The following is a 25,606-nucleotide window of genomic DNA, read 5'->3' as shown; positions in this document are numbered from 1 at the left end:
ATCAGCTTTGAGTATTGAATCTTTTATCTTAACCTTTCGTTCGTCATCTGGAATAAATAGCGTTTGAAATTAGAAATGACGTTATTAGAGTGAATTTGAAAAAGAACTTGCATGTATTTCGTGCAGGTTCTTTTTGCTTTTTGGAAACAGAAATTGTGAATTTAATACTTAAATGAAATTAAATATATTCTAACTAAGCATCTAAGATGCTAGAGAATAAGAGATAATAAATAAAATTTAAGAATCATTCATTTATGTTGATGCCTTAATATTATATTTAGTTGATTCAAAACGTAACCAAAGAGGTAATAATTGTAATATATGAGTAGTGATAATATGCCATTTGAACAACTCGGCTTATCGGCCGATTTGTTGCAAGCTATATCTGATCAGGGATATACGACACCAACTCCAATTCAAGAACAAGCAATACCTGTCATCCTAAAAGGCTGCGACGTGATGGGGGGGGCTCAAACTGGTACAGGTAAAACTGCCGGTTTTACCCTTCCGATGTTACAAAGATTAGAGAGCTACGCCAATACCAGTACATCGCCTGCAAAACACCCAATACGTGCTTTAATCTTGGTACCAACTAGAGAGCTCGCGATACAAGTTTATGAGAGTGTCAAAGGGTATGGGAAATATGTTGCATTAAAATCAGCCGTGATCTACGGTGGCGTAAACATAGATGCGCAAACTGCTGCCGTACGTTCGGGTGTGGATATTTTAGTCGCAACGCCAGGCCGTTTATTGGATCATCTCCAACAAAAAAATTTGGTACTTTCGAAAGTAGAAATGTTTATTCTTGATGAAGCTGATCGAATGCTGGACATGGGGTTCTTACCTGATATAAAGCAAATTATTCAATTGTTGCCTACTCATCGACAAAATTTGATGTTTTCTGCAACTTTCTCAGAAGAAATTAAGAAACTTGCAGGAAAAATTTTGAAAGATCCAACATTGATTGAGGTAGCTAAGCAGAACTCAGTCAGCGATTTGATTTCACATATAGTTTACTCTGTGGAGTCAAAATATAAGCAAGAATTCTTGATAGACATGATTAAGAAACAAAACTTGCAGCAGGTGCTAATATTTACACGAACTAAACAAGGTGCAGATCGTTTAGCGCAAAAATTAAATAGTCGGGAAATTCTAAGTTTGGCAATACATGGCGATAGAAATCAACTTCAAAGAACCCAGGCATTGGATAATTTTAAAGGTGGTTTAATTCGTGTTCTTGTGGCAACTGATGTTGCAGCACGTGGTCTCGATATTGAAGAATTAACCCATGTGATTAATTTTGAACTTCCCAATAACCCAGAAGATTACGTACATCGCATTGGGAGAACAGGTCGAGCGGGAGCTAAAGGATTTGCAATTTCATTTGTAAGTAGCGAAGAAGATATCCTGTTAAATGGTATAGAAAGATTGCTAGGAATAAAAATCCAAGTAGATGAAAGTAATTTTGGATTAAAAAAACAGAAAACTGAATATTTGGATAGCAAGAAGCCTATTGATGAACAAAAAAATAAACGAAATGTTTCATCGATCCACAATAAAAATGCAAATCCTGTCGTAAAAAAAGATTCCAGAATTAATCCCTTTAAGAAAGACTTGATTGCTAAAAAATCAAGAAGGGGAGAGAAAACCGAAGACCCGTTATTTTCACAGCCATATATATCTAAATATACAGATTTGAAATCAGCGCATGAAGATAACACAAAGTTAAGAAAAAAAGAAAATCCAAATCAATATCATAGGAAGGAATTGCCTGCTTTGTTCATTCCCCCGGTGATTAGTAAGCAAAAATAGTTTATTGTGGTAATTTTATTTGTTTGACTTAATATCTCGCTATGTGAGGATAGAAGTTTTCCTTAGATTGAATTAGTGTTATGCATTGTTTATACACATGGTGCGCTCGTTCTTGACCTGCTTTACTAATTGTATTCGTATTGACAAGAAGCTTTTAGTTAAAAATTTAGAAACAAGAAATTTGAGTGTTCAAGAAATACAGATGCTAATGAAGCTTGCCTCTTGTTAATCTTATAAAAGTTGTACTTCAATCTTGAATCCACCATTGATTATTAGCGAATGCAGCGAGCGACTACTTCATTTCCTCCATTTATTTGTGCACAAGAAAGAGCCTCTTTAGCAGTTCTCAGTAAATCCATGAAATCCACAGCAGACTCGTGATTTGTTTCAGTGACGCCAATACTTGCTGTAACACTCAAGTGGGCTGGATACAGATTAGCGATTGATTTGCGTATCTTTTCCGCAATGATTGTTGCGTTAGCGATATTGCAATGCGACAACAGTAGCACAAGTTCTTCTCCATCAAATCGAGCGGCGATATCCTCTTGGCGAATAAACTTTCTTAAGATTGAAGCTATACCTTTAAGCGTATCATCGCTGCTTGCTTGATCGCGATTTTCGTTGTTTGATCTGAGATGATCTGTATTGATTATGATCAAACTGCACGGAATATCATGTCGTGCAGCATTACGTATTTTAGAGGCTGCGGCTTCCAGTAAAAAATAACGATTATATAAACCAGTTAATGGGTCCATCATTGCAATTTCTTGAAGCAAATTTTGCTGTGTAACAGCTTTATCGAGTAGTTTTTTACTGGTAATTAGATTATTGATTCTGGCGAGGAGCTCTTCTTGAATCAGTGGTTTGGTGACATAATCATTAGCTCCTATACGCAGCAACTCGACCTTGTGTGCAGCGTCGTCTAGAACCGAAAATACCAATAAAGGAATATTTTTCTTATTCTGATTTTCAAGTTTTCTGATGGCTTTTACAGTGCTATGGCCATTCAATTTTCCTTTCAGCAGTATGTCTGTAAGCACTAAATCATAAGAATTATTCTGGAATGCTTGTATGCCTTCGTCACTGCTAGCGAAATGATCGACGGTGTATCCATTTTCTCGAAGAAAATTTAATATCAGATTAGCAGTTGATTGGCTATCTTCAATATATAAGATATATCCAGATATCGTTTTGCTGCATTTTTTCTTGGAAAATCGTGCAGCATAATTCGTGATTTTATCGAGTTCGTGCTTAGCGAATATTTCTGTTACACCGGCTGAGAATGCTTCATCCAATAATTCTTTGTCTTCATTTGAGGTTACCATAACCACAGGTATTTGACGGATGCGTAAATCCGCTCGAAGATGTGATGAAAATTTGGAAGCATCCATGTCCTGTAAATGCATTGCAATAAATACTAGGTCAAATGGTTGATTTCTTAGTAACATTAAAGCTTCGCTACCAGTTGAGACTTGTTTTGTACCCAATCCGCCTAATTCGATAGCTGATGACAAAAGTTTTTGATACGTTCTGGATGGTTCAACTATAAGTCCTTCCATGTTATGGTATCCTTTCAGTGACATAATCTGTTTATTAGCAGCAAATTAGTTGACTACTAACTTAGCTAGGAACATTGTTATCGACAATCTAATGGTTTTTTTGAGAGGTTTTTTTGCTATCTCTTATTGCAAATAAGATCGTGCTTGTTGATTGTCGCCGTATAAAGTTGTTTTATTTTAGGGATGTAAATTTTTGTTGTATAAAAGTAGATAGATCGCGGTAGTCTTCCTGAATGGTTTGTATGATTAATTCCGAAGATGTAAACTGCTGATGAATTTTTGCTTGTTTCCATTTGATGGCGAAAGTTTAATTAACTTAAATACTGTAAAAAGGAGGTTTTTTGATGAGAAGTATTGTTAAGTTATCTTTAGTGCTTGCAATTTATTTTGCTATTTCGTCCCAAGCGGTTGCTTCAGGTAGTAACTTCAACACTTCAGGTGAGAGATTTGTGAGTGGAATAGCAAATGTGGCTACAGGCTGGGTAGAACTACCAAAGAATATTATGTTGACGGGGCAGAAAGATGGGCCGATTTATGGTATTACCGTTGGTTTGGCGATGGGTGTTATGCATACAGTGGGTCGTACGCTAGTTGGCGCATTGGATGTGGCAACCTTCTGGATACCAATTAAACCATCAGTAAATCCACCCTTTATCTGGGAGGATTTCTCGAGAGAAACTTCCTATTAATTTTCCGAATTTACAGTGATATGAACCTTATAGTGAGTTTTGTTTTATGTTACGAGCTGAGGTATTTTTTGTTAATTGATTAGGGTTTTTTGTGAAGACTGGCTGTGTAACTGATTAATCCAGACTTACTTAAATTGAAAACACAAGGAACTTGACATAACTGTGAATTAAATAAACAATAAAACGCCGGCAAACATAATGCATGACGTTTTATTGTTTTAATTTCATGATCTATCATCGTTGTGCTTCAAGTGCCGCAATTCTTTCTTCCAGTGGTGGATGCGACATGAATAGCTTCATCAATCCATTACTACTTCCGGAAATGCCAAAAGCCGCTAACTGATCAGGTAAATGTGCCTGTTCTTGAGTTAATTGTAGTCGTCGAAGTGCGGCAATCATTTTTCCTTTGCCTGCTAAGCTGGCGCCACCTGCATCGGCACGAAACTCGCGCTGACGACTGAACCACATGACAATAATGCTGGCCAGAATGCCTAGTACAATCTCAGCAATAATAGCAGTAACCCAGAAAGCTGGGCCATGACCTTGTTCTGTTTTGAAAATTACGCGATCTATCATATGTCCGATGACACGTGATAGAAAGATCACAAATGTGTTGACGACACCTTGTATCAGCGCCAGTGTAACCATATCACCATTTGCGATATGGCTGACTTCATGGGCCAGCACTGCTTCAGCTTCATCTTGACTCATGGTATTTAATAGACCAGTACTCACGGCAACTAATGCGTCATTTTTTGACATACCCGTGGCAAATGCATTGACATCTGGTGCATCATAAACGGCTACTTCTGGCATACCAATACCCGCGGTTTTTGCCTGCCGTTGCACGGTAGTCACTAGCCAGTGTTCTTGCGCGTTTCGTGGCATGTTAATAACTTGTGCCCCAGTGAATCTTTTAGCTGTCCATTTTGACAGGGCGAGCGACATGAATGAGCCGCCAAATCCAAATACAGCTGCAAACAATAGCAACGAATTAATATTCAGGCCACTACCTTGCTCGTCTAGAATTCTCTCGAATCCGAACAGCCGCAAGGTAATACTAAGGACAATAACGATAGCTAAGTTTGTAATTAAAAAAAGAAAAATTCTTTTCATTCTTTTCTCCACCATAAAATTTAGTCTGAAACAATCAGAAGCAACATATGAATTGTGCGTCGCTTTTCAAGCGAAGAATTATAATCGAATGATCGCTAACTGAGGTTTTTATCTATTATCCAACTAGCGATCATTCGATTATAACGATTGGGATTGGGATTCTTAAAGAGTTCAGGCGTCTTCTAGGGAGCAATATCTAATGCGGAAATCTTGGGCTGCGCATTCTTGACAATCTGGAAAAGTATTTCGCCCTCTTTGATCATACCTAAATCACTACGAGCGCGTTCCTCAATTGCTTCGAGGCCCTGCTTTAGGTCATTGACCTCAGCTTCTAGCTTGTTATTACGATTCTGCAACAGCAAATTATTTTTTCGTGCTGCAACAACTTCTTGATCTACCTGCCAGACTCTTAGCCAGCTTGCTTTACCAAACCATAAGGGGTATTGCATTGCGACAACTAGCGCCAGTAGTGTGAAACTTAGAAGCTTCATTATTTGAGTTGATAAAATGCTCTCCGACCAGCATATTTCACTGTATCCCCTAAATCTTCTTCGATTCTTAATAACTGATTGTATTTGGCGAGGCGATCAGAACGAGATAATGAGCCGGTTTTGATTTGTAACGCATTGGTTGCTACGGCGATATCGGCAATGGCAGTATCTTCAGTTTCTCCTGATCGATGTGAGATAACTGCGGTGTACCCGGCGCATTTCGCCATTTCAATGGCTGAGAATGTTTCGGTTAATGTGCCTATTTGATTCACTTTGATTAGAACGGAATTGGCGATGCCTTGGTTGATGCCTGCCTGCAGGATTCTTGCATTGGTGACAAAAATATCATCGCCGACCAATTGAATTGAGTTACCCAGTTTGCTGGTTAGTAATTTCCATCCATCCCAATCATGTTCGCTCATGCCATCTTCAATACTGATAATGGGGTATTTATCCACCCACGATGATAAATAATCGACGAATTGAGCTGACGTCAAATGTAATCCATCCGAAGTCAGATGATATTTGTCATCATGGAAAAATTCTGAGCTGGCGCAATCAACACCTATAGCTACATCTTTTCCAGGTTGATAACCTGTTTGATCAATTGCTTCTACAATTAACTGCAAGGCTGCTTCATTGTTTGTCAGGTTAGGCGCAAATCCGCCTTCGTCACCGACTGTGGTGGGCATGTTTTTGCTGTTAATAAGTTTTTTGAGTGTGTTAAAAACCTCAGCTCCGCAACGAATGGCATCATGAAAATTTGAAATTCCCAGCGGAACAATCATAAATTCCTGCATGTTAATATTATTGTTGGCATGTACACCGCCATTAATTAAGTTCATTAACGGAACGGGCATTGACATCGAAGCAGCGCCACCCAGATAACGATATAGCGGCAATCCCGTTTCATCTGCTGCTGCTTTGGCAACTGCTAGTGATACTGCTAGAATCGCGTTGGCTCCAAGTCTGGATTTGTTCTCAGTTCCGTCTAATTCAATCAAGGATTGATCAATGAAGCTTTGCTCGACAGCATCTAAACCCATTAACGCCTCAGAGATTTCGGTGTTAACATTTTCCACTGCTTTAAGAACGCCTTTTCCTGAATAGCGTTGCGCATCACCATCCCGCAATTCCATCGCTTCTTTGGTTCCAACGGATGCACCGGAAGGGACTGAGGCGCGGCCTAAAACTCCTGATTCCAGTATTACATCTGCTTCAATAGTTGGATTGCCGCGAGAATCCAAAATCTCACGGGCGATGACATCTACAATTGCGCTCATACTGCATTTTTCCTGTTGTTTACGTTTACTGTTATGTTAATTAATGAAGGGTGATTTTGTTATTTCTACTACAATTGCAAGTATTTAATGATAATTCTGACTATCCTTTTTTGGTTTTTGATTCTGAGTTTCTCGTGCCCCATTAGTTGTTGTGTACTGCGTGAATTTTTTCATCTCCAGCGTGCTGGTGTTTGCTAGAAAAAAGGATGGCTGCTTGCACATAGGATTTGAATAATGGATGTCCTAACCGTGGTGTGGAAGTAAATTCCGGATGAAACTGACAGCCCAAAAACCATGGATGTTCAGCTTCAGGTAGCTCTATCATTTCGCACAGATTTTCTTCCTTGGAAAAACCGCTGATGCATAGTCCCGCTTTCTCTAATCTAGGAATATAAAGATTGTTAACTTCATATCGGTGACGATGGCGCTCCGTAATTGTGTCTGCAGTATAAGTCTTCCAGGCCAGTGTCTCTTTCTTCAAGATACATTCTTGACCACCCAGGCGCATACTGCCACCGATATCGGAATTTTCATCACGTGTTTCAATTTGGCCATCCCGGGTTCGCCATTCGGTAATCAATCCGATAACCGGAAATGGCGAATCTGGATTGAATTCAGTGCTGTGGGCGCCTTGCATGCCTGTCTTGTTACGTGCGTATTCAACCACTGCTAGCTGCATGCCTAAACAAATTCCGAGATATGGTATGCGGTTGGTCCGGGCAAAGTTAATTGCCATGATTTTACCTTCGACACCGCGCTTGCCAAAGCCGCCTGGAACCAAAATCGCATCCATAGCAATCAGATTGTCGGTGCCTTCTTTTTCAATATTTTCGGAATCAATGTAATTGATGTTAATCCGGCTGTTAGTATGGATGCCAGCATGAATCAAGGCTTCAGATAACGATTTATAAGATTCGGTTAGATCAACGTACTTGCCAACGATCGCGATAGTAACTGTGTGTTTGGGGTGCTCAAGCGCATGAACCAATTTGTTCCAGACACTCAAATCTGCAGGTTTGGCCAAGATGTTCAGTTTATGGCAGATAATTCCATCCAGCATCTGTGCATGCAGTAATCCTGGAATTTTATAGATGCTATCAACATCGATGGCGGAAATGACTGCTTCTTCCTGAACATTGGTAAAGAGCGCTATCTTTCGACGCTCATCCTTTGGTAATTCACGGTCCGAGCGACAAAGCAGAACATCCGGCTGGATCCCAATTTCACGCAACTCCTTGACTGAGTGTTGAGTTGGTTTGGTTTTTAGCTCTCCGGCCGAACCAATATAGGGTAATAAGGTGAGGTGGATGAAGCAGGTGTCAGTACGCGGATTTTGTACTGCCATTTGCCTAATGGCTTCCAGAAAAGGGAGTGATTCGATATCACCAACCGTGCCGCCAATTTCAATAATCGCAATTTGCGCATTACCCACGCCAGCTTGAATATAGCGCTTAATTTCATCCGTGATATGCGGAATGACTTGGACTGTGCCTCCGAGATAATCCCCGCGCCTTTCCTTGCGAATAACACTTTCGTAGATTTGACCGGTAGTGAAGTTATTGTGCCGGGTCATACGGGTAGTAATGAAACGTTCATAATGACCCAGATCAAGATCTGTTTCGGCGCCATCCTCGGTTACAAACACTTCTCCATGCTGGAACGGACTCATGGTGCCAGGATCCACATTGATATATGGATCCAGTTTTAGCATAGTTACTTTAAGTCCGCGCGACTCAAGCAGTGCGGCGAGAGACGCAGCTGCAATTCCTTTGCCCAACGAAGAAACAACACCGCCTGTCACGAAGACATACTTGGTCATGAGTGATTATCGTAATTTAAATATTGCATTGGAATTGTAAGATGGCATTTGTATGTCGTTAGAACGAACAACGTGATATAGAATTTATTAGCGAATTTGTGCAAGTAAACTACTCATCATCTGTTCCGCCTGGTATCGATAACCACCGCCAAACAGATTTAAATGATTAAGAACGTGATATAGATTATAAAATACTTTCCTAATATTATAACCGGAATCCAAAGGATATTCACAGTGGTAAGCAGAATAAAAATCCGCTGAAAATCCGCCAAAAAGCTCAGTCATGGCAATATCTGTTTCACGGTCACCGTAATATACAGCGGGATCAAACAACACAGGACTGCCACTTTCATCATAAGCGTAATTGCCACCCCATAGATCGCCGTGCAATAGTGAAGGAGAAGGCATTATATTTGGGAAAAAATTATCCATGTCAATCAATAATTGTTCTCCAAGCCGTTGTAATTTTCCGTTATATCCTTTGATTCCAGCTAAGTCCAATTGATATCCAAGTCGATGCATCCGCCAAAAATCGACCCAATCAGATGAGATAGTGTTTATTTGTAGATTTTGGCCGATCGTATTATCACGAATCCAGCCAAAATGGCTGCATGTCGTACGATGCATCGCCGCGAGTTGCTGGCCCAAATCGGATGCTTTGCCAGGTTTGCCCTTATTAATATCCAGATATTCTAGAATGAGCCATGCTGCATGATTATCCTGTCCGGAACAAACGGGTATTGGAACGCGCAAGGTGCGTGAGCGATGGATTTCCATGAGACCGGCGGCTTCCGCCTCAAACATGGCCAAGCTTCCAGGAGTATTTAATTTGACAAAGTAGCGTTGGATTCCATCCGCAATATAATAAGTTTGGTTGATGCAGCCACCACCGATGGCATGAGCTTTTTTAACTTCGAAGAAGCTTCCAGTGACAACAGAGATTTGCTTGCCGATTTCATGCCATACTTGCATTTCTTGTATTTATTAATCCTAGACAGATAACCATTTTTTGGCTTTTTGAATCGCTGACCGCACTTGATCAGGTGCTGTGCCGCCAGTGTGATTTCTGCTGTTCATAGATCCTTCGAGCGTTAAGATTGCGAAAATGTCAGACTCTATCTGCGCTGAAAATTTTTGTAATTCACTCAATGTGAGTTCGCTGAGATCGCACCCTTTTTGTTCGGCATACTGTACTGACTTTGCCACAATTTCATGTGCATCACGGAACGGAATGCCTTTTTTGGTCAAATAGTCAGCTAAATCAGTCGCTGTCGCATAACCCTGTAAGGCCGATTGGCGCATCCTGTGATGATTCACTTGCACGCCGGTAAGCATATCGGCATAAATCCGTAAAGTGTCGGTCAAGGTGTCGACTGTATCAAACAATGGTTCTTTGTCTTCCTGGTTATCCTTGTTATAGGCAAGCGGCTGGGCTTTCATCAATGTTAGCAGTGCCACCAGATGGCCGTTGACTCGGCCGGTTTTGCCGCGTACCAGTTCTGGGACATCGGGGTTCTTTTTTTGCGGCATAATGGACGAGCCGGTGCAAAATCGATCAGCGAGTTGGATAAAACCGAAAGCAGGATTCATCCATAAAATGAATTCTTCTGACATGCGCGATAGATGAGTCATGATCAGAGCAGCACATGCACAGAATTCGATGGCGAAATCCCGATCTGAAACCGCATCCAGTGAATTTAGGCAGATACCGTCAAAACTTAGTAATTGTGCCACTCGCTCGCGCTTGATCGGATAACTGGTGCCAGCCAGCGCAGCTGCGCCCAGCGGTAATTGGTTGACGCGCTTTCTGCAGTCGTTCAATCGCTCTACATCGCGCTTTAACATCTCAAAATAAGCCATCAGATGATGACCAAATGACACAGGCTGTGCTACTTGAAGATGGGTAAACCCGGGCATAATCGTATGAATATGCTGTTCCGCCAGATTTAACAAGGCCAATTGCATGGCTTTAATCAGGTTGACGATTTCATCTATGGAAGCGCGTAAAAACAAGCGGATATCGGTTGCAACCTGGTCATTGCGGGATCGACCGGTGTGTAATCGCTTGCCGGCATCACCGACTAAAGCTGTTAGGCGCTTTTCAATATTTAAATGAACATCCTCATGTTCTTTCAGCCATATGAATTGATGTAACCTGATTTCATCATAGATTTGATTTAATCCTTGCTGAATAGCCGTAAAGTCCGCGTTGCTGATAATTCCTTGCTCTGCAAGCATTTGTGCATGTGCCAGTGACCCCTGAATATCATATTCGGCGAGACGTTGATCAAAATCAACCGAAGCGGTATAGCGTTCCACAAGCGCTGAGACCGGCTCGTTGAAACGCCCAGACCAAGTGTTTTTATGGTTTTCTTTTTCCACTGTAGAGTTATTATCCATTATGTCGCTGAAAATCCTTGTTTTCGTTACAAAAGCTATGAAGCAATTATTATAGAGCAAAATCTTCAGGCGAATTATTTTGTGACATACCGATATTCGCGTATGGTGTAGATCTGATGTATAAATAGCAAATCATGCATCAAACCACCAGTTAATTAATGCGCGCTACTTTTACTTCCTTAAGTATTAGTGGATAATTTAACATTTCTTCAGCTACCAATTACCTAAGGAGTTATCCATGACAGCTAACAACAAGCAAAACCCGAACCAACAATCGCAAGTTGATAACTTTTTTTCACTAGTAAGCGCCAAGTTTGAATGGTTGGCTAAAGTTCCGACCATGCAGATGCCAGGTAAGTATGCAATAGTGTTGGTTGGAATTATTATCGTAATTTTTGCTTGGAAAATTATTGCTGTCAGTAGAGTAGAAGCTAATATGAGCAAGCAGCTTGAGCTTGAGCGTGTGCTGATTACGCAACAAGCCCGTGAATATGCTGATCAGCAATATATCAAAGAAGAAGAACGCTTCGGCCAGATTCTGTCTTGGGCAGTTCGCGGTGAATTGATTCGTAATAATATTGACCAGATAGATCAATATTTGAGTGAAATCGTCAAAATGAAAGACACTGAACGTGTTGTATTGATCAATGATGATGGAAAGCTATTGGTATCGACGGACAAACGATTGGAAGAAAGCAATGGTACGGAATTATTTCCTAAAGAAATTCTAAACTTGCAAAAAATCACTGTTAAATCAGATGTTGAGGGTAAAAAGATACTGGTCGTTCCTGTGATGGGATTGAACAAGAAAATTGCAACGGTTATTGTTAGCTACAAGCAACAGAAACTTTAATATGAATTGACGACCGTATGATTTAGTTTGTTTGTTGAGAAGCCTTTGCCGAAGCAAAGGCTTTTTTATTGAGTACGACGGATTTGCGCGCCCAATGCTGATAATTTTCCTTCGATATTTTCATAGCCGCGATCCAGGTGATAAATACGATCAATCACGGTTTCTCCTTGCGCTATTAAACCCGCAATCACGAGGCTGGCTGAAGCGCGTAAATCAGTCGCCATGACATGAGCGCCATCGAGTTGGGGGATGCCGTGGACAATGGCGGCATTGCCTTCAACTTCAATTTTGGCGTTCATACGAATTAATTCTTGTACATGCATTAAACGATTCTCAAAAATCGTTTCAGTGACGATGGCTGTTCCGGAAGCAATGCAATTCAATGACATGAATTGCGCTTGCATATCGGTTGGAAAGGCTGGATAGGGAGCAGTGCGCACATTGACTGATTTCGGTTTGGTGTGCATTTTTAAATTGATCCAGTTTTCATTTGAATCAATATGAGCGCCTGCTTCGGTGAGTTTATCCAGAACCGCATCGAGCAAATGGGCATCGGTTTGTTTTAAAAGGATTTCACCTCCAGTAGCCGTAGCTGCAACCAGGAACGTTCCGGTTTCGATTCGATCAGGCATGACGGTGTGTTCGGCGCCATGCAAGGATGGTACGCCTTCAATGGTAATGATATCGGTGCCTGCCCCATGAATTTTTGCACCCATAGCAATGAGGCAATTGGCCAGATCTACGACTTCCGGCTCGCGGGCAGCATTCTCAAGTATTGTTGTGCCTTCCGCCAAGGTTGCAGCCATCATCAGGTTTTCTGTTCCAGTGACAGTGATGAGGTCAAGAACGATACGAGCGCCATGTAATTTTTTTGCTACGGCATGGATATAACCGTGTTTGATATGGATTTCGGCGCCCATTACTTGCAGTCCTTTGATATGCTGATCGACTGGACGTAATCCAATTGCACAACCACCAGGCAGTGAAATATTGGCTTCTCCTGCACGAGCCAGCAACGGGCCTAATATTAGGATGGCTGCACGCATGGTTTTAACCATTTCATAAGGAGCGACAAGATGAGTCAATGCGGCGGCTGACAACGTTATTTCAGAGACATTAGATGCGGTGATATTTGTTCCCATTTGTTTGAGCAATGAGAGCATGGTAATAATGTCCTGAAGCACCGGCACATTTTTTATTTTTAAAGATTCCTCGGTTAGCAGCGCAGCACATAAAAGGGGCAAGGCAGCATTCTTCGCTCCCGAAATGGTAATTTCACCGTGCAGTGGTACACCACCTTGGATAATCAGTTTTTGCATAGTATGAAGAATTTAACGGTAAATTTTAGTAATATTCTTGCGTAGTTGAAATGTACCAAAGTTCACTGCATCATAACGCAATAGTGCGATAAAGGTCATGCAAATAGTGTCAGCTCTATCAAAAAATATCGAATCAATTTATAAGGAGAAAGAATGACTAAGCAAATAATCCACACCGTGGATGCACCGCAAGCTATCGGAACCTATTCTCAGGCAATTCGGGTGAGTGGAGGAGATACCGTTTATTTGTCAGGCCAGATCGGCCTTGATCCCATCAGTATGCAAATGGAAAACGGAATTGAAGCACAGATCCAGCAAGTTTTTTCCAATTTAAAAGCGGTGGCAAAAGCAAGCGGAGGTAGTTTGAACGATATTGTGAAATTAAATATTTTTCTAACCGATCTGGACAATTTTGCATTAGTTAACGAAATCATGGCCAGCCATTTTGCACAACCTTATCCCGCGCGTGCGGCAATCGGTGTCAAATCCTTGCCGCGCAATGCCTTGGTGGAAATGGATGGAGTCATGGTATTGCAGGAATAAAAGGCATTGTCTGTCAGCGGCAGTATGCAGGAGAAATTATCTCGTTTAGGCATCCACAATCAATTAGATCTGATTTTGCATCTGCCGATTCGGTATGAGGATGAAACGCATTTATTTCCGATCGGTGATGCGCCGCACGGGCAAACAGTGCAGGTTGAAGGTGTGATCATTCATAACGAAGTGGTTGTCCGCCCTAAACGGCAATTGGTTTGCCAGATTGAAGACAGTAGCGGTATTCTGATCATGCGTTTTCTGAATTTCTACGGCAGTCAGATTAAAACCTACGCAGTGGGTAAGCGTGTACGATTGCTGGGCGAGATTCGGAGCGGTTTCTTTGGTACCGAAATGGTACATCCGAAATGCCGCGTCGTGCGCGCAGGAGAGTCGCTGGAGGATTCGATGACACCGGTATATCCTACCACGGCGGGCTTAACGCAAAAGACTTTAGCGAAAATAATCAGACAGGGATTGCAGGATGCGCAAACGGTACAAGCGCTGATCGAAACTGTGCCTGAGAAAATCATCAAGAAATATCGACTAAAAGGCTTTAGCGATAGCGTGATGTGTTTGCATCATCCGTCCCCTGAAGAATCGATTGAAGCTTTACAATCACGGACACATCCGGCATGGCGACGCATCAAGTTTGATGAGTTGCTGGCGCAACAGCTCTCGATGCGCTTACATTACCGGCAGCGGAGAAGCCGCAATGCGCCGGCACTGGAACAGAAAAATACACTGACGAAACAGTTTCTGAAGCAGCTTGACTTTAAACTGACCTCCGCACAAATCAAAGTGTATGCAGAGATCAATCGTGACTTGGCAGTCGCTTATCCGATGCAGCGTTTGTTGCAAGGTGATGTGGGCAGCGGGAAAACGATTGTAGCCGCGCTGGCGGCATTGCAGGCGATTGAGAATGACTTTCAGGCGGCCATAATGGCACCGACAGAAATTCTTGCTGAGCAGCATTTCGTGAAACTATCTGCTTGGTTTGAACCACTGGGAGTACAGATTGCCTGGCTATCCGGAGGATTGAGGAAAAAACAAAAGCAAGCTGAGCTGGATAAAATCGTATCGGGCGCAGCGCAGCTTATTGTGGGTACGCACGCTTTGTTTCAAGATCAAGTAATATTTCACCAGCTCGGCCTGGCGATTATTGACGAACAGCACCGCTTTGGCGTGCATCAACGTTTGGCGTTACGCATGAAAGGCGCGCAATCCGATCTGATGCCGCATCAGTTAATGATGAGTGCCACGCCTATTCCGCGAACGTTGTCGATGAGCTATTTCGCCGATCTGGATGTGTCAATTATCGATGAATTGCCACCCGGCAGATCGCCAGTGGTGACCAAATTAATCGCAGACAATCGTCGTGACGAAGTCATCGTACGCATACATTACGCATGCCAGCAAGGCAAGCAAGTATATTGGGTTTGTCCACTCATCGAAGAATCAGAAGCATTGCAACTGCAGACTGCGGTGGAGACATATGAGCATCTGAGAAAAATATTCCCCGAACTAAATGTGGGTCTGGTGCATGGGCGCCTGTCTCAGCAGGAAAAAATTGAAGTTATGCTTTTGTTCAAGCAAGGAAAAATTCAATTGTTGGTAGCGACAACCGTGATCGAGGTTGGCGTGGATGTTCCCAATGCTTCGCTGATGGTGATTGAGAATGCCGAGCGTATGGGGTTGTCGCAATTACATCAATTGCGTGGCCGGGTAGGGCGTGGATCGGAGGCGAGTATTTGCATTTTGCTGTTTCAGCGACCGTTGTCGGAGATCGCCCGCAAACGGCTCAAAATCATTTTTGAACATTCTGATGGCTTTGAAATCTCCCGTCAGGACTTGCAATTGAGAGGTCCCGGTGAATTTCTTGGTGCGCGCCAGAGTGGAGTGCCGATGCTGCGTTTTGCCGATCTGGAACAAGACAGTGAACTACTGACAGCTGCACAGGATACGACCAATGAAATGCTGAATGACTATCCGGAGCTAGCGCAGCGGCATATCTCGCGTTGGCTAGGTGATAAGACCGAGTATTTGCGCGTATGATCCAATGAGCTGAAATTTTTATATAGGCCTTTGACGCAGTTTATAATTTGCCAAAGAATAAGTTTGCAGGTGTGAAATGTGTACAGAATTACGTCGTTAGAAATTACGAATCCCGATTCTATGCCTGTTAAACCGATCGTGAGATCTGTGCCGTCACTGATGAAATTTAATGCTTAAATTTGAGCTTCGGATGATCGTTGTACTTTTCACTTGAAGGAGACCATGCTCTTGAAGAATATTGATGAGCATTTAACTGAGTTGAAATGACTCTTGATTTTCTGCGGTATCTTTTACTTTGCAGGTAGTGTCGATCTCCGCTTGTGCAATTTATCGGATGGCGTAATCTGCTTATATATTTTGATAGTTCTAAAAAAGGGGATGGCTATGTTAACAATAGAGAATGCAGGCAACCTTATAGAAATAAAAATAAAAAATACCTTGCAGACAGATGATTTCATGGCGTTGGGCGAGAAAGCAGACAAGCTGATTGATGAGTATGGCAGTATCCGTGTGTTAATGAATGCGGAGGATTTCAATGGTTGGGAGAATACCGATGCGGCGGAAAAGCATTTCAGTTTTGTCAAAGCCCATCATGTAAAAGTAGAGCGTCTTGCCATTATAGCGGGACATATGTGGCAGCATTGGATAGCTGCCATGGCTAGAGTATTTATGCATCCGGAGATCAAAGTTTTTGATAAAAACCAGCTGGAAGCAGCTAGAAATTGGTTAAAACAATAACGACAAGGAGATGGAATGACCATAACATTCAAAGGAATTGAGATTGTGGAGGAAGGAAAATTCATTCACCTTACTATTGCTGGCAAGCTGGAAAAAGAAGATTACGATATATTCGTTCCCGAAATTGATCAGCAGATTAAACAATATGGCAAGATCAATCTGTTGCTGGAATTAATTGATTTTCATGGCTGGACAGCTGGAGCGGCTTGGGAAGATACCAAGTTTAGTGTGCGTCATTTCAATGATATTGAACGTCTGGCTATTGTTGGCGATAAAACCTGGGAGAAAGGCATGGCCTATTTCAGCAAAGTTTTTACTTTAGCTAAAGTACGCTATTTTGATATCAGTGAGCGCGAGAAGGCCGAGGCATGGGCTAGAGAAGCAGAATAGGAATTCGATCTATTGTCAAATTCCCAGAAACTATTCTATCCGATCGAGCAATTTTTAGCAGACTTGTACGACCACGAATTTTCGTCTCAGGAACAGAAAGTTTATGGAAAATGCAGGCAAACGTTGAGTTTGATGGAATAGCGCTATTGCGTCAGCGAGACCAATATTATCGTTAGTTAGCCCACATGACTCACAATAGCATTCGCTTATAAAAATCCAACAAAATCAGTCATCGCGTCAATGAATAAGTTATAGTTTCAATAATCTTAACCGCAGAGCATTGCCTATAACGCTGACCGAGGATAATGACATTGCTGCAGCGGCGATAATGGGTGAAAGCAGGATTCCCAAGAACGGATACAGTACACCCGCCGCTACGGGTACACCCGCCGTATTGTAAATAAAAGCAAAGAACAGGTTTTGCCGAATATTGTTCATGGTAGCCACAGACAGTTTGCGGGCACGGACAATGCCGATCAGATCGCCCTTTAACAAGGTCACGCCAGCGCTTTCCATGGCTACATCTGTACCGGTGCCCATGGCTATGCCCACATCGGCAGCAGCCAACGCTGGAGCATCATTCGTGCCGTCCCCGGCCATGGCAACAATGCATCCTTCATCGCGCAGCTTTTTAACGATCTTGCCTTTGTCTTCCGGCAGAATTTCAGCTTCTACGGCTTCAATTCCTAAAGTTTTTGCAACAGCTTCTGCAGTACGGCGATTATCACCCGTTAACATGACAATAAGAATGCCCATATTTTGAATTTGCTGGATTGCATCCAGTGTTGTTTTCTTAATCGGATCGGCGATAGACAGAATCCCGGCAACCTGACCGTCCACGGCGATAAAGATCACGGTTGCGCCGTCGGAGCGAAGTTCATCAGCTTGTGTGGATAATGTGGATACATTAACAGCCTTTTCCTCCATCAACATGACATTGCCAAGCATAACGGCCTGTCCGTTGATTTTGCCGATCACACCTTTGCCGGTTGGCGAGTCAAATTCATCTGCCGCGACCAAATTCAGCCCCTTTTTTTTCGCCGCCATAACAATGGCATGGGCAAGCGGATGCTCGCTGTTTTGTTCCAGTGAAGCGGCCAGCAGCAGAAGATCATCCTCTGCAAAATTGTTAACGGTTACAATTTTTGTTACAGTCGGCTTTCCTTCGGTCAATGTTCCGGTCTTGTCAATAACCAACGTATCAACCTTTTCCAAACGCTCCAGCGCTTCTGCGTTCTTGATCAGCACGCCCGCCTGAGCACCTTTACCCACCCCAACCATAATGGACATGGGTGTGGCTAATCCTAAAGCGCAGGGGCAGGCGATAATCAGGACGCTGACAGCTGCGATAAGCGCATAACTAAACGCTGGAGAAGGCCCATATATACTCCAGATGATAAAAGCAAGCACAGCCACCAATATGACAGCCGGAACAAACCATGAGGCAACAATATCTGCTAACCTCTGTATCGGGGCACGGCTGCGTTGCGCTTCCGCAACCATATGGACGATTTGCGAAAGCATCGTGTCTTTACCGACATGCTCGGCTTTCATGACAAAACTACCGGTCTGATTCATTGTTCCACCGATAACTTTACTCTGCAGCTCTTTCTTAACCGGCATCGATTCACCCGTGATCATGGATTCGTCAACAGCACTCTGGCCCTCGGCTACAATCCCGTCGAGTGGCACTTTTTCACCGGGGCGCACACGTATTAGATCACCCACCTTAATTTGATCTAAAGGCACATCCTCATCTTCGCCGCTTTCGTTCACCCGACGGGCTGTTTTCGGTGCCAGATCAAGCAAGGCACGGATTGCACCGCCTGTTTGTTCGCGCGCTTTCAGTTCGAGAACCTGTCCCAATAGCACCAGTACCGTGATTACAGCGGAAGCCTCGAAATAGACCGCGACAGCGCCATCCTGCTGGAAAGCCTCAGGAAAAATACCGGGAGCCAGTGTCGCCACGATACTGTACAGCCATGCCACGCCCGTACCCATGGCAATCAGCGTAAACATATTCAGGTTGCGGGTTTTCAGGGAGGCCCAACCGCGCTCAAAAAACGGCTTCCCAGCCCAAAGCACAACAGGTGTGGCCAGTACCAACTGTATCCAGTTGGATAGCGTGCCATGGATATAATGACGAAGATCAAAAATATGACCACCCATTTCCAGTGCAAAAACCGGCAAAGTAAAGGCAAGGCCGATCCAAAAGCGCTTGCGCATATCTGTCAGTTCTGGGTTTTCACCTTCCTCGCCTGTTATTGTTTCCGGCTCCAGCGCCATTCCGCACATTGGGCAATTCCCCGCCCCTTTTTGCCGTATTTCCGGGTGCATGGGACAGGTGTAGATCACCTCTGCGTCGTCAGTAGACTGAGAAACATCACCCGTCTTCGCTGCATGTTTGTGATCATGGTGACAGCGAGCGTGGTTTTCGTGATTATGTTCGTGGTCTTCCTGTCTCATAATTTTTCCCTTTTTAAAAAGCGTATGTTTTGCTTATATAAAGAATATTCAACGACTAGAAATTCAAACCTGATATATGCAGTCAATAATGGAACCCATGCATTTTAAGCAGCGGCTAGAGTTGTATAGTATCACTGCGTAAATTCTGCTGGTGACAGATAGCCCATCAAATAAATCTTATACTCCAGCTAGACCGAGCTTACTCAGAAACTTCATTTGCGCGTGCCTGCCAATTCATCTCAAACCGGAATTTCTACTTGGCAGCGCATAACTGATCGCTGAATTTCTGAGTAAGCTCTAAATATCAAGGAACTATACCGGAACAGGCTAAAAAGTATCTCAATACGGTCTAGGCAAGAATTAGCGCAAAACTGAAGCCGGATCATCTGAAAGTTTATGGTTTTCGCATTGCCGAACCGCAGCATGATGGTACACCGCACTGGCACATGCTGTTATTCATGCCACCCGAGCAAACCGAAAAGGTTAAAGAGATCATCCGGCACTATGCGCTGGAAACGGATGGCGATGAACTCGGTGCAAAAGCACATCGATTTGTTGCAGAATCCATTGATAAAAGCAAAGGCACAGCAGTTGGCTGCATTGCTAAGTATATTTCCAAGAACGTTGATGGTCACGGCCTAAAACAAGATATTGACGGTAACCCAATACATGAAGCAGCCGAACGAGTGGAAACCTGGGCATCTACATGGGGTATTCGTCAATTTCAGCAAATCGGCGGTCCACCTGTTTCAATCTGGCGTGAACTTCGTCGAATTAACAACGCACCCGAAGGAATTTTGCAACAAGCTCAGCAAGCTGCCGATCAAGGAAAATGGGGGCAATTCATTCAATTGATGGGTGGCGCTACCGCTACCGCCAAACGTAAGGACAACTCTATCAAGTTAATGAAAATCGATTCCAAAGTACCTGGCAAGTATGGCGATCCAGTCGGACACAAAATTTGCGGCGCAGCCGCCTTGGAGTTCTGTTAATAACTGTACGTAAGAAAACAAAAATCAAATCGATATGAAATAAAATCATCTAAATTGATAAAGTAATTACAAGATACAATCACGTAAATAACAACCAGTTGCCTATTATTAGTAAGTTAGATTACGTTTTATTTTTATTTTGCATTAATAAAAATGCAGCTAAAAGACTCTATTTCTGCATTACTTTATTTTTATCGCCAGTAATTCTTAACCTCCGATGAGGTCTTGGAAAAATAAAACAATATGAATATTCAATCAAACGAATTTATAGAAGCTCTTAGAATAATCACAGATTTCCTAACTGGAAATATGAAATATTTTTTATTAATGTTTCTTATATATGTATGTAGAAATGGGATTTCCAACTTTCTTTCAAGATGGACCAGTTTTTCTTTTAGGAATCGTGAATCAGAAATTGGGATAAAAGCATCAACATCGCAGGATGAAGATAAATCAAATGTATCCTCTGGCGATCAATTAGAAAATCTAGAAAATAAAGAAAAATCAGTAGATAAAATCATTGAGGAGAAAGTTGAGGAAAAAAGCTGGTTTGTCGAAATGTATAGTGCTTTTCATGATGGTAGGATAGAAGATGCGAAAGAAGCGTTTAGTAGATATGAACTTGCTGAAAGAAATAATCCTGAGTTCACAAAGAACAAAGCTTTTTATCTTTATTTTTTATTTGTAGAAGGAAAAGACAACACTGCAATTACTCAACTTGAAGAATTAGCTGAATCAACTAGCGATGAAGAAATAAAATATCATATATTAGAATGGCTTGCTCTTTGTTATAAAATCAGTTCACAAATTATGAAAGAAATTGAATTATGGGAAGGAGTTATTAACAAAACAAAATCTGAAAAGCTTATAACTAGTGCAATAACAAATCTTGCTCAAACCAAGATTAGAGATGGTGCTCCCGAATATGCTAAAAAATTACTTATCGAAAGATTGGTTCTAGTAGATGAAGAATCACAAAAGTCAGAGTTATTTCTTACTTTAGCAGAAGTTGAAGAATCTCAAAAAAATAATAAGCTATCAGTATTTTGTAAAGACAAATCGCTGGAATACGATGTAAATAATAGAGACAAGCTATTCAGTTCCGCATATTCAGCAGGCGAAGAAAAGATCGAAGAAATATCAATTAGCAATTATATCAATTTGCTTCAAATAGATAGGCACAATTCTTTGGCGCTAAATAATCTGGGAGTTCATGCAAAAGAGGCTGGATTAATAATTAAGGCTGTCGAAAAGTATAAAAAGTCGGCAGACCTTGATAATACTCTTGCAATGTCGAATCTTGGGTATTTATTTCTTAATGCTGGATTCACAGAAGAAGCGGAAGAAATCGCAAAGAAAGCTTCTCAGATACATGATCCTCATAAAAATGTATACAGTTTACTTAGTACTATTGTTGATAAAAAAGATGAAGAAAATAAAAAATGGAATGAAATTATTGAGAACTCTTCTAAGAAACAAAAACAGATAAGGAAATATACAGAGCAATTTTACATTGGTTCAAGTAACAAACTCGATGGCGATTGGATTTTGTCTAGTGATGATAGCAAAATAATTAATATCAATTCGATAAACGGTGCTGTTAATGTCGCTTGGACTGAACTTACAGGTATCAACAGCAGCAGTTCATATAAAGTAGAACTAATTGGAATTATCACAGGTTCATCATTTAGTGGTAGGTACAAAAGAAACAAAGAAGGAAATGACACTCAATTTGTCGGAATTCTAGGTAGAGTTGGTTTTAATAAAGATGTTGCGTGTATTGGATTTCTTTCAGATGATGAAATGATACTAAATGTAGTAGCTGAAAATCACAAAGACAGCCTTGCTTTAAGTTTTTATAGGAAAAAATAATAATCCTTGCCTATAGTGCGGAAAAAAACTGAAGAAATCGACTTACATTCTCCTGCACTATATCTAAAGCCTTATCCTAAATAATGTGCATGTAGCATGTAAAATAATAAATTTATAGTTTAGCGCCAAGAAAGATTAACTGATTAAGAAATGTAGCTTGAAATATAGAGTATATAATAATCAATGGCTTGTAATTATTCCGAAATTCCGAAGAGGTGTTATTAAATCATAAATATTGGGATTTGTAGCATAAATTAAACACAATTACTTCTGCAGCTGATCATCATTTTCATAAGCAATCCTAACTGAAAGTTCACCTGCTGATTTTGATGCAAACACCGTAAATCCATTAGTACTAGTACCAACAATATAATTATTATCAAATCCCGCTACTATAAAACCAGAAGCTTCAGTAGTAGAATCTTTCGTAACTAGTTTATTCTTATTAAATTTTTTATTCATTTTGATATATTCAATTTGTTTCCAGATGTCTTCAAGCTAAATATCATTTTATAAATTAAAATGCTGCTTAGCTATAAAAATAGTACCCGATGATTCTTGTCTTAATTATCTATTTATATTAGCTATGCATTTATCGTCAGAAATACAAGAACCTTAAGTATCTTACTGCGATAATAGCAGTTAATAATTACAAACTTCTTTCGAAGTTTAATGGAGTGGCAACACGTTATCTTAGAAGTTACCTCGGATGGCACAGAATGATTGACCGTCTCGGTCAAAGTATTACACCAATCCTTTGTTTTATAGCATCTCTTGGTAAAACAAGGCAGTTTCAACAACTAATTGTGACATAGCCTTTATTTATTTGGTGGCCAAGGGCGGAATCGAACCACCGACACAAGGATTTTCAGTATTTGAATTATAAAGTCTGGTAATTTCTATGTTGTTCTTAATAAATTGATTACTAAGTAATAATTTTTATATCTGTCAAATGGCTTTTCTCAAAATATCCCATTGTTTGTATAATATTCTTAGCATGATTACACAGAAATTACACAAAATAACATCATTTATAAAACAAGATTAACTGTGTAGTAGAACTGGTTCGTTCGAACGAAGTTGCAGCTAGAATTACCTGTTGTCGAAAATCACTGGAAGTGCCATGTTTTTTAAGTTGGAAACGTTTTAAGTGTAGTTTGGGCATCCGTTCTAATTTGTGCCGGAGTAATAGGTATTGCTGTTCTGACTGGACCGGGCTCTCCGAGAAATTATAATTAAAAAAATCGCTGGCACCTCGGAAGATGAATCCAGCGATTTTTCTCAATCCACGCGTTGCGCAGAGCCGTTTGAAAACTTCAGCCTTTGCGCAACGGAAGAAGAGTCTTCAAGAAACAAGCAGATTAGTTAAAGTTAAAAGTCCATTCTCTCGTCCAATCATCGTTTGCATCCTTGAATGCACCCACATAATCGACTACTGTAAAGAAAGAATCATTCACCGCTGTTCCGCCCAATGTCAATGGTGAACCGGATGACGGTAGATAACCATTCAGCAAGGGATCGCTTGCTTGATTCTCAGACTGAGACAAGAACCAATCAGATGTGGTAAATGTGGCGCCTTCACCATCTGTAAAATTACTGGAGCAATTGACGAATGAATTTTGCATGGTCAGACCCCCACTTAAGCTGCCAGGCGAACCCGCATTCACAAAAGTCGATGCGCTATCGATTTGTATACAAGCTGGAGAACCTGTGACGACAGAGTTCCAAATTTTCGCACCTGTTCCGCGACGTAATAATATACCTTGTGTGGCACCGGTATCATTGCGACCGATAATAGTGAAATTGGATAAAACTGGTTGAGAACGCGGCAGACTGTCATGGTTTTGCTCGTTGTTGTCGGCCTCAATGCCACGATCCCCAATACCCGCGGATTGCTTCACCAGAACAAACTGCGCACGGCCCTGAAAACCGCTGGTCCAATCAAAACCATCATCACGATTGTCAGTTAACACCAAATGCTTCATCTGAACGTTGCCGCCAAACATTTCTACGCCGTCATCCAGACCTGCATGGATATGTACATAGTCGATAAGCGTTCCTGAACCAACACCCATTAACGTCAGGCCATTGAGCTCTTCATCCGGGCGCACGGCAAATCCGGCAAAAAGAATTTGTATGTATTTAACCACGCCACTGTTTTCTGTAGGATTATTGCCTCCATAGAATTCTGAAGTAATTGCCTCAAAGGGAGCTTCGCACAGAGGTACTCCTTCATTACACCCATTAATCGGCGCATTACCCGCAATCAGCAAACCACCCCATTCACCGGGTGATTGTTGCTGTGGACCCGACATGACAATCGGATTATCCGGTGTTCCTTCCGCCATGATTTTTGAGCCTCGTCTGATAAACAGGTAATCAGATCCTGATTGGCCAAAAATCTTGGTTCCCGGGTTAATGGTCAGTGTTGTGTTTTGTGTATTATCGCCACCCACATAAACACCACCCGCTAGAATCCAGTTGATATTTTTTGTCAATATGGCATCGGTTGAAATTTCACCACTTAAAACACACGATCCTGCGGTAGGTCCGGGTGATGCAAAGCTCGGACAGTTTTGGAACGCATTATTAACCAATTGGTCGATTGTGAAACTCAGTGGGTTTGATCCTTGAACCAGTTTTAATTTGGCATAAAAAGTTTCTGCTCCGACTGTCACAGAAGCAACATGCACTGAACCCGTATCAGAGTCAAACACATTACGCTGCCCCGTTGTGGCTGAAATAGGATTGGCTGCTATCAACTGCAATCCGTCTCCAACAAGTTGTAACTGAGCATTGTAGAATGCCGACGATCCGCCACTCAAAACCTCAACAACGGGAAGGTCGACAATACCCGAAGTTGGATCGAATGTGGCCGTTGCGTGTACATTTAGTGCAGCAGTGCATAAAAGCGCTGCTGATACTGCCTTTAAATTTTCTTTAAAATATTTTAATTTGAACATGATTTACCCGTCTCCAAGTTTTATATAGGGTGAGTAAATTTAACAAGCCAACATGACAGGGATATTACATTGCCATATAAATTCAAATTTGGGTCATTGCGCAATTAACTGAAATGGGGATTTATTCGCACTCAGATGTTTTGCTCGTTATCGCAGACTACCTAGCGCCACAATTCGCCACAAAACCGCCAGCAAACTGCCAATCATTAGAATGCATGAGCGCTGAAACCGCGCCCGCAACGGGAGCCAAAAGCA

Annotated in this window: 20 protein-coding genes and 1 pseudogene; 10 read left to right on the top strand and 11 right to left on the bottom strand. The window is 41.7% G+C overall.

Features of this window, described 5'->3' with window-relative positions; translation table 11 throughout:
- The first annotated feature begins 321 nt into the window (after positions 1–321).
- Positions 322–1,812, top strand: coding sequence for a DEAD/DEAH box helicase (locus tag C7H79_RS10635; RefSeq protein WP_242447252.1), 1,491 nt, complete (start codon positions 322–324; stop codon positions 1,810–1,812).
- Between the two features lie 272 nt (positions 1,813–2,084).
- Here the strand turns inward: C7H79_RS10635 and C7H79_RS10630 are convergent, their stop codons facing one another.
- Positions 2,085–3,371, bottom strand: coding sequence for a response regulator (locus tag C7H79_RS10630; protein ID WP_172592412.1), 1,287 nt, complete (start codon positions 3,369–3,371; stop codon positions 2,085–2,087).
- Positions 3,372–3,715: 344 nt separating this feature from the next.
- Here C7H79_RS10630 and C7H79_RS10625 point away from each other — a divergent pair, with 344 nt between their 5' ends.
- Positions 3,716–4,060 (top strand): exosortase system-associated protein, TIGR04073 family, encoded by a 345-nt coding sequence (locus C7H79_RS10625; RefSeq protein WP_106707243.1) that lies wholly within the window; start codon positions 3,716–3,718, stop codon positions 4,058–4,060.
- 234 nt (positions 4,061–4,294) lie between these two features.
- Here C7H79_RS10625 and htpX read toward each other — a convergent pair whose 3' ends face one another.
- The 6 genes from htpX to argH all read right to left on the bottom strand — a co-directional run bounded on the left by htpX (position 4,295) and on the right by argH (position 11,169).
- Positions 4,295–5,176, bottom strand: a complete 882-nt coding sequence (gene htpX / locus C7H79_RS10620) for a protease HtpX (protein ID WP_106707242.1) — start codon at positions 5,174–5,176, stop codon at positions 4,295–4,297.
- Between the two features lie 182 nt (positions 5,177–5,358).
- Positions 5,359–5,667 (bottom strand): cell division protein FtsB, encoded by a 309-nt coding sequence (ftsB, locus tag C7H79_RS10615; protein ID WP_106707241.1) that lies wholly within the window; start codon positions 5,665–5,667, stop codon positions 5,359–5,361.
- Positions 5,667–6,950, bottom strand: a complete 1,284-nt coding sequence (eno, locus tag C7H79_RS10610) for a phosphopyruvate hydratase (RefSeq protein ID WP_106707240.1) — start codon at positions 6,948–6,950, stop codon at positions 5,667–5,669. Before eno ends, ftsB begins: the two co-directional genes overlap by 1 nt.
- 142 nt (positions 6,951–7,092) lie before the next feature.
- Positions 7,093–8,769 (bottom strand): CTP synthase, encoded by a 1,677-nt coding sequence (pyrG, locus tag C7H79_RS10605; RefSeq protein ID WP_106707239.1) that lies wholly within the window; start codon positions 8,767–8,769, stop codon positions 7,093–7,095.
- A gap of 87 nt (positions 8,770–8,856) precedes the next feature.
- Positions 8,857–9,741, bottom strand: coding sequence for a fructosamine kinase family protein (locus C7H79_RS10600; protein WP_106707238.1), 885 nt, complete (start codon positions 9,739–9,741; stop codon positions 8,857–8,859).
- Positions 9,742–9,759: 18 nt separating this feature from the next.
- Positions 9,760–11,169, bottom strand: a complete 1,410-nt coding sequence (gene argH / locus C7H79_RS10595; RefSeq protein WP_106707237.1) for an argininosuccinate lyase — start codon at positions 11,167–11,169, stop codon at positions 9,760–9,762.
- 238 nt (positions 11,170–11,407) lie between these two features.
- Here argH and C7H79_RS10590 point away from each other — a divergent pair, with 238 nt between their 5' ends.
- Positions 11,408–12,022 (top strand): hypothetical protein, encoded by a 615-nt coding sequence (locus C7H79_RS10590; RefSeq protein ID WP_106707236.1) that lies wholly within the window; start codon positions 11,408–11,410, stop codon positions 12,020–12,022.
- 65 nt (positions 12,023–12,087) lie between these two features.
- On the opposite strand, the gene murA is transcribed toward C7H79_RS10590, so the two are convergent.
- Positions 12,088–13,341, bottom strand: coding sequence for a UDP-N-acetylglucosamine 1-carboxyvinyltransferase (murA, locus tag C7H79_RS10585; protein WP_106707235.1), 1,254 nt, complete (start codon positions 13,339–13,341; stop codon positions 12,088–12,090).
- A 153-nt stretch (positions 13,342–13,494) separates the two neighbouring features.
- Between murA and ridA the strand changes: the two genes are divergently transcribed.
- The 4 genes from ridA to C7H79_RS10565 all read left to right on the top strand — a co-directional run bounded on the left by ridA (position 13,495) and on the right by C7H79_RS10565 (position 17,058).
- A complete protein-coding gene (ridA, locus tag C7H79_RS10580) occupies positions 13,495–13,884 on the top strand; it encodes a deaminase RidA (RefSeq protein ID WP_106707234.1) in 390 nt (129 codons plus the stop codon).
- Positions 13,885–13,908: 24 nt separating this feature from the next.
- The gene (gene recG, locus C7H79_RS10575) at positions 13,909–15,930 is read left to right on the top strand and encodes an ATP-dependent DNA helicase RecG (RefSeq protein ID WP_106707233.1); all 2,022 of its coding nucleotides are present in this window, start codon (positions 13,909–13,911) and stop codon (positions 15,928–15,930) included.
- 384 nt (positions 15,931–16,314) lie between these two features.
- Positions 16,315–16,668: a SpoIIAA family protein gene (locus C7H79_RS10570; RefSeq protein ID WP_172592411.1), complete on the top strand. Its 354-nt coding sequence runs from the start codon at positions 16,315–16,317 to the stop codon at positions 16,666–16,668.
- A gap of 15 nt (positions 16,669–16,683) precedes the next feature.
- Positions 16,684–17,058, top strand: a complete 375-nt coding sequence (locus C7H79_RS10565; protein ID WP_106707231.1) for a SpoIIAA family protein — start codon at positions 16,684–16,686, stop codon at positions 17,056–17,058.
- 249 nt (positions 17,059–17,307) lie between these two features.
- Here the strand turns inward: C7H79_RS10565 and C7H79_RS10560 are convergent, their stop codons facing one another.
- Positions 17,308–19,524 (bottom strand): copper-transporting P-type ATPase, encoded by a 2,217-nt coding sequence (locus tag C7H79_RS10560; RefSeq protein ID WP_106707230.1) that lies wholly within the window; start codon positions 19,522–19,524, stop codon positions 17,308–17,310.
- A gap of 359 nt (positions 19,525–19,883) precedes the next feature.
- Between C7H79_RS10560 and C7H79_RS10555 the strand changes: the two genes are divergently transcribed.
- On the top strand, positions 19,884–20,516 hold the full coding sequence (locus C7H79_RS10555; protein ID WP_309477326.1) for a replication endonuclease: 633 nt from the start codon (positions 19,884–19,886) through the stop codon (positions 20,514–20,516).
- Positions 20,517–20,759: 243 nt separating this feature from the next.
- Positions 20,760–22,388: a tetratricopeptide repeat protein gene (locus C7H79_RS10550; RefSeq protein ID WP_106707229.1), complete on the top strand. Its 1,629-nt coding sequence runs from the start codon at positions 20,760–20,762 to the stop codon at positions 22,386–22,388.
- Between the two features lie 264 nt (positions 22,389–22,652).
- Here the strand turns inward: C7H79_RS10550 and C7H79_RS10545 are convergent, their stop codons facing one another.
- Positions 22,653–22,850 carry a hypothetical protein gene (locus C7H79_RS10545; protein ID WP_106707228.1) on the bottom strand — a complete coding sequence of 66 codons (198 nt, stop codon included), beginning with the start codon at positions 22,848–22,850 and terminating at the stop codon, positions 22,653–22,655.
- Between the two features lie 197 nt (positions 22,851–23,047).
- On the opposite strand from C7H79_RS10545, the pseudogene C7H79_RS10540 reads away from it, so the two are divergent.
- Positions 23,048–23,203, top strand: a pseudogene (locus C7H79_RS10540) (IS1595 family transposase); the annotation flags it as partial.
- 546 nt (positions 23,204–23,749) lie between these two features.
- Here C7H79_RS10540 and C7H79_RS10535 read toward each other — a convergent pair.
- Positions 23,750–25,351, bottom strand: coding sequence for a beta-helix domain-containing protein (locus C7H79_RS10535; protein ID WP_106707227.1), 1,602 nt, complete (start codon positions 25,349–25,351; stop codon positions 23,750–23,752).
- Between the last annotated feature and the right edge of the window lie 255 nt (positions 25,352–25,606).

It is taken from the genome of Nitrosomonas supralitoralis, assembly GCF_003011925.2.
Classification (GTDB): Bacteria; Pseudomonadota; Gammaproteobacteria; order Burkholderiales; family Nitrosomonadaceae; genus Nitrosomonas; species Nitrosomonas supralitoralis.
The sequence above is the reverse complement of the archived record's forward strand: the minus strand, read 5'-3'. Positions and strand labels throughout refer to the sequence as shown.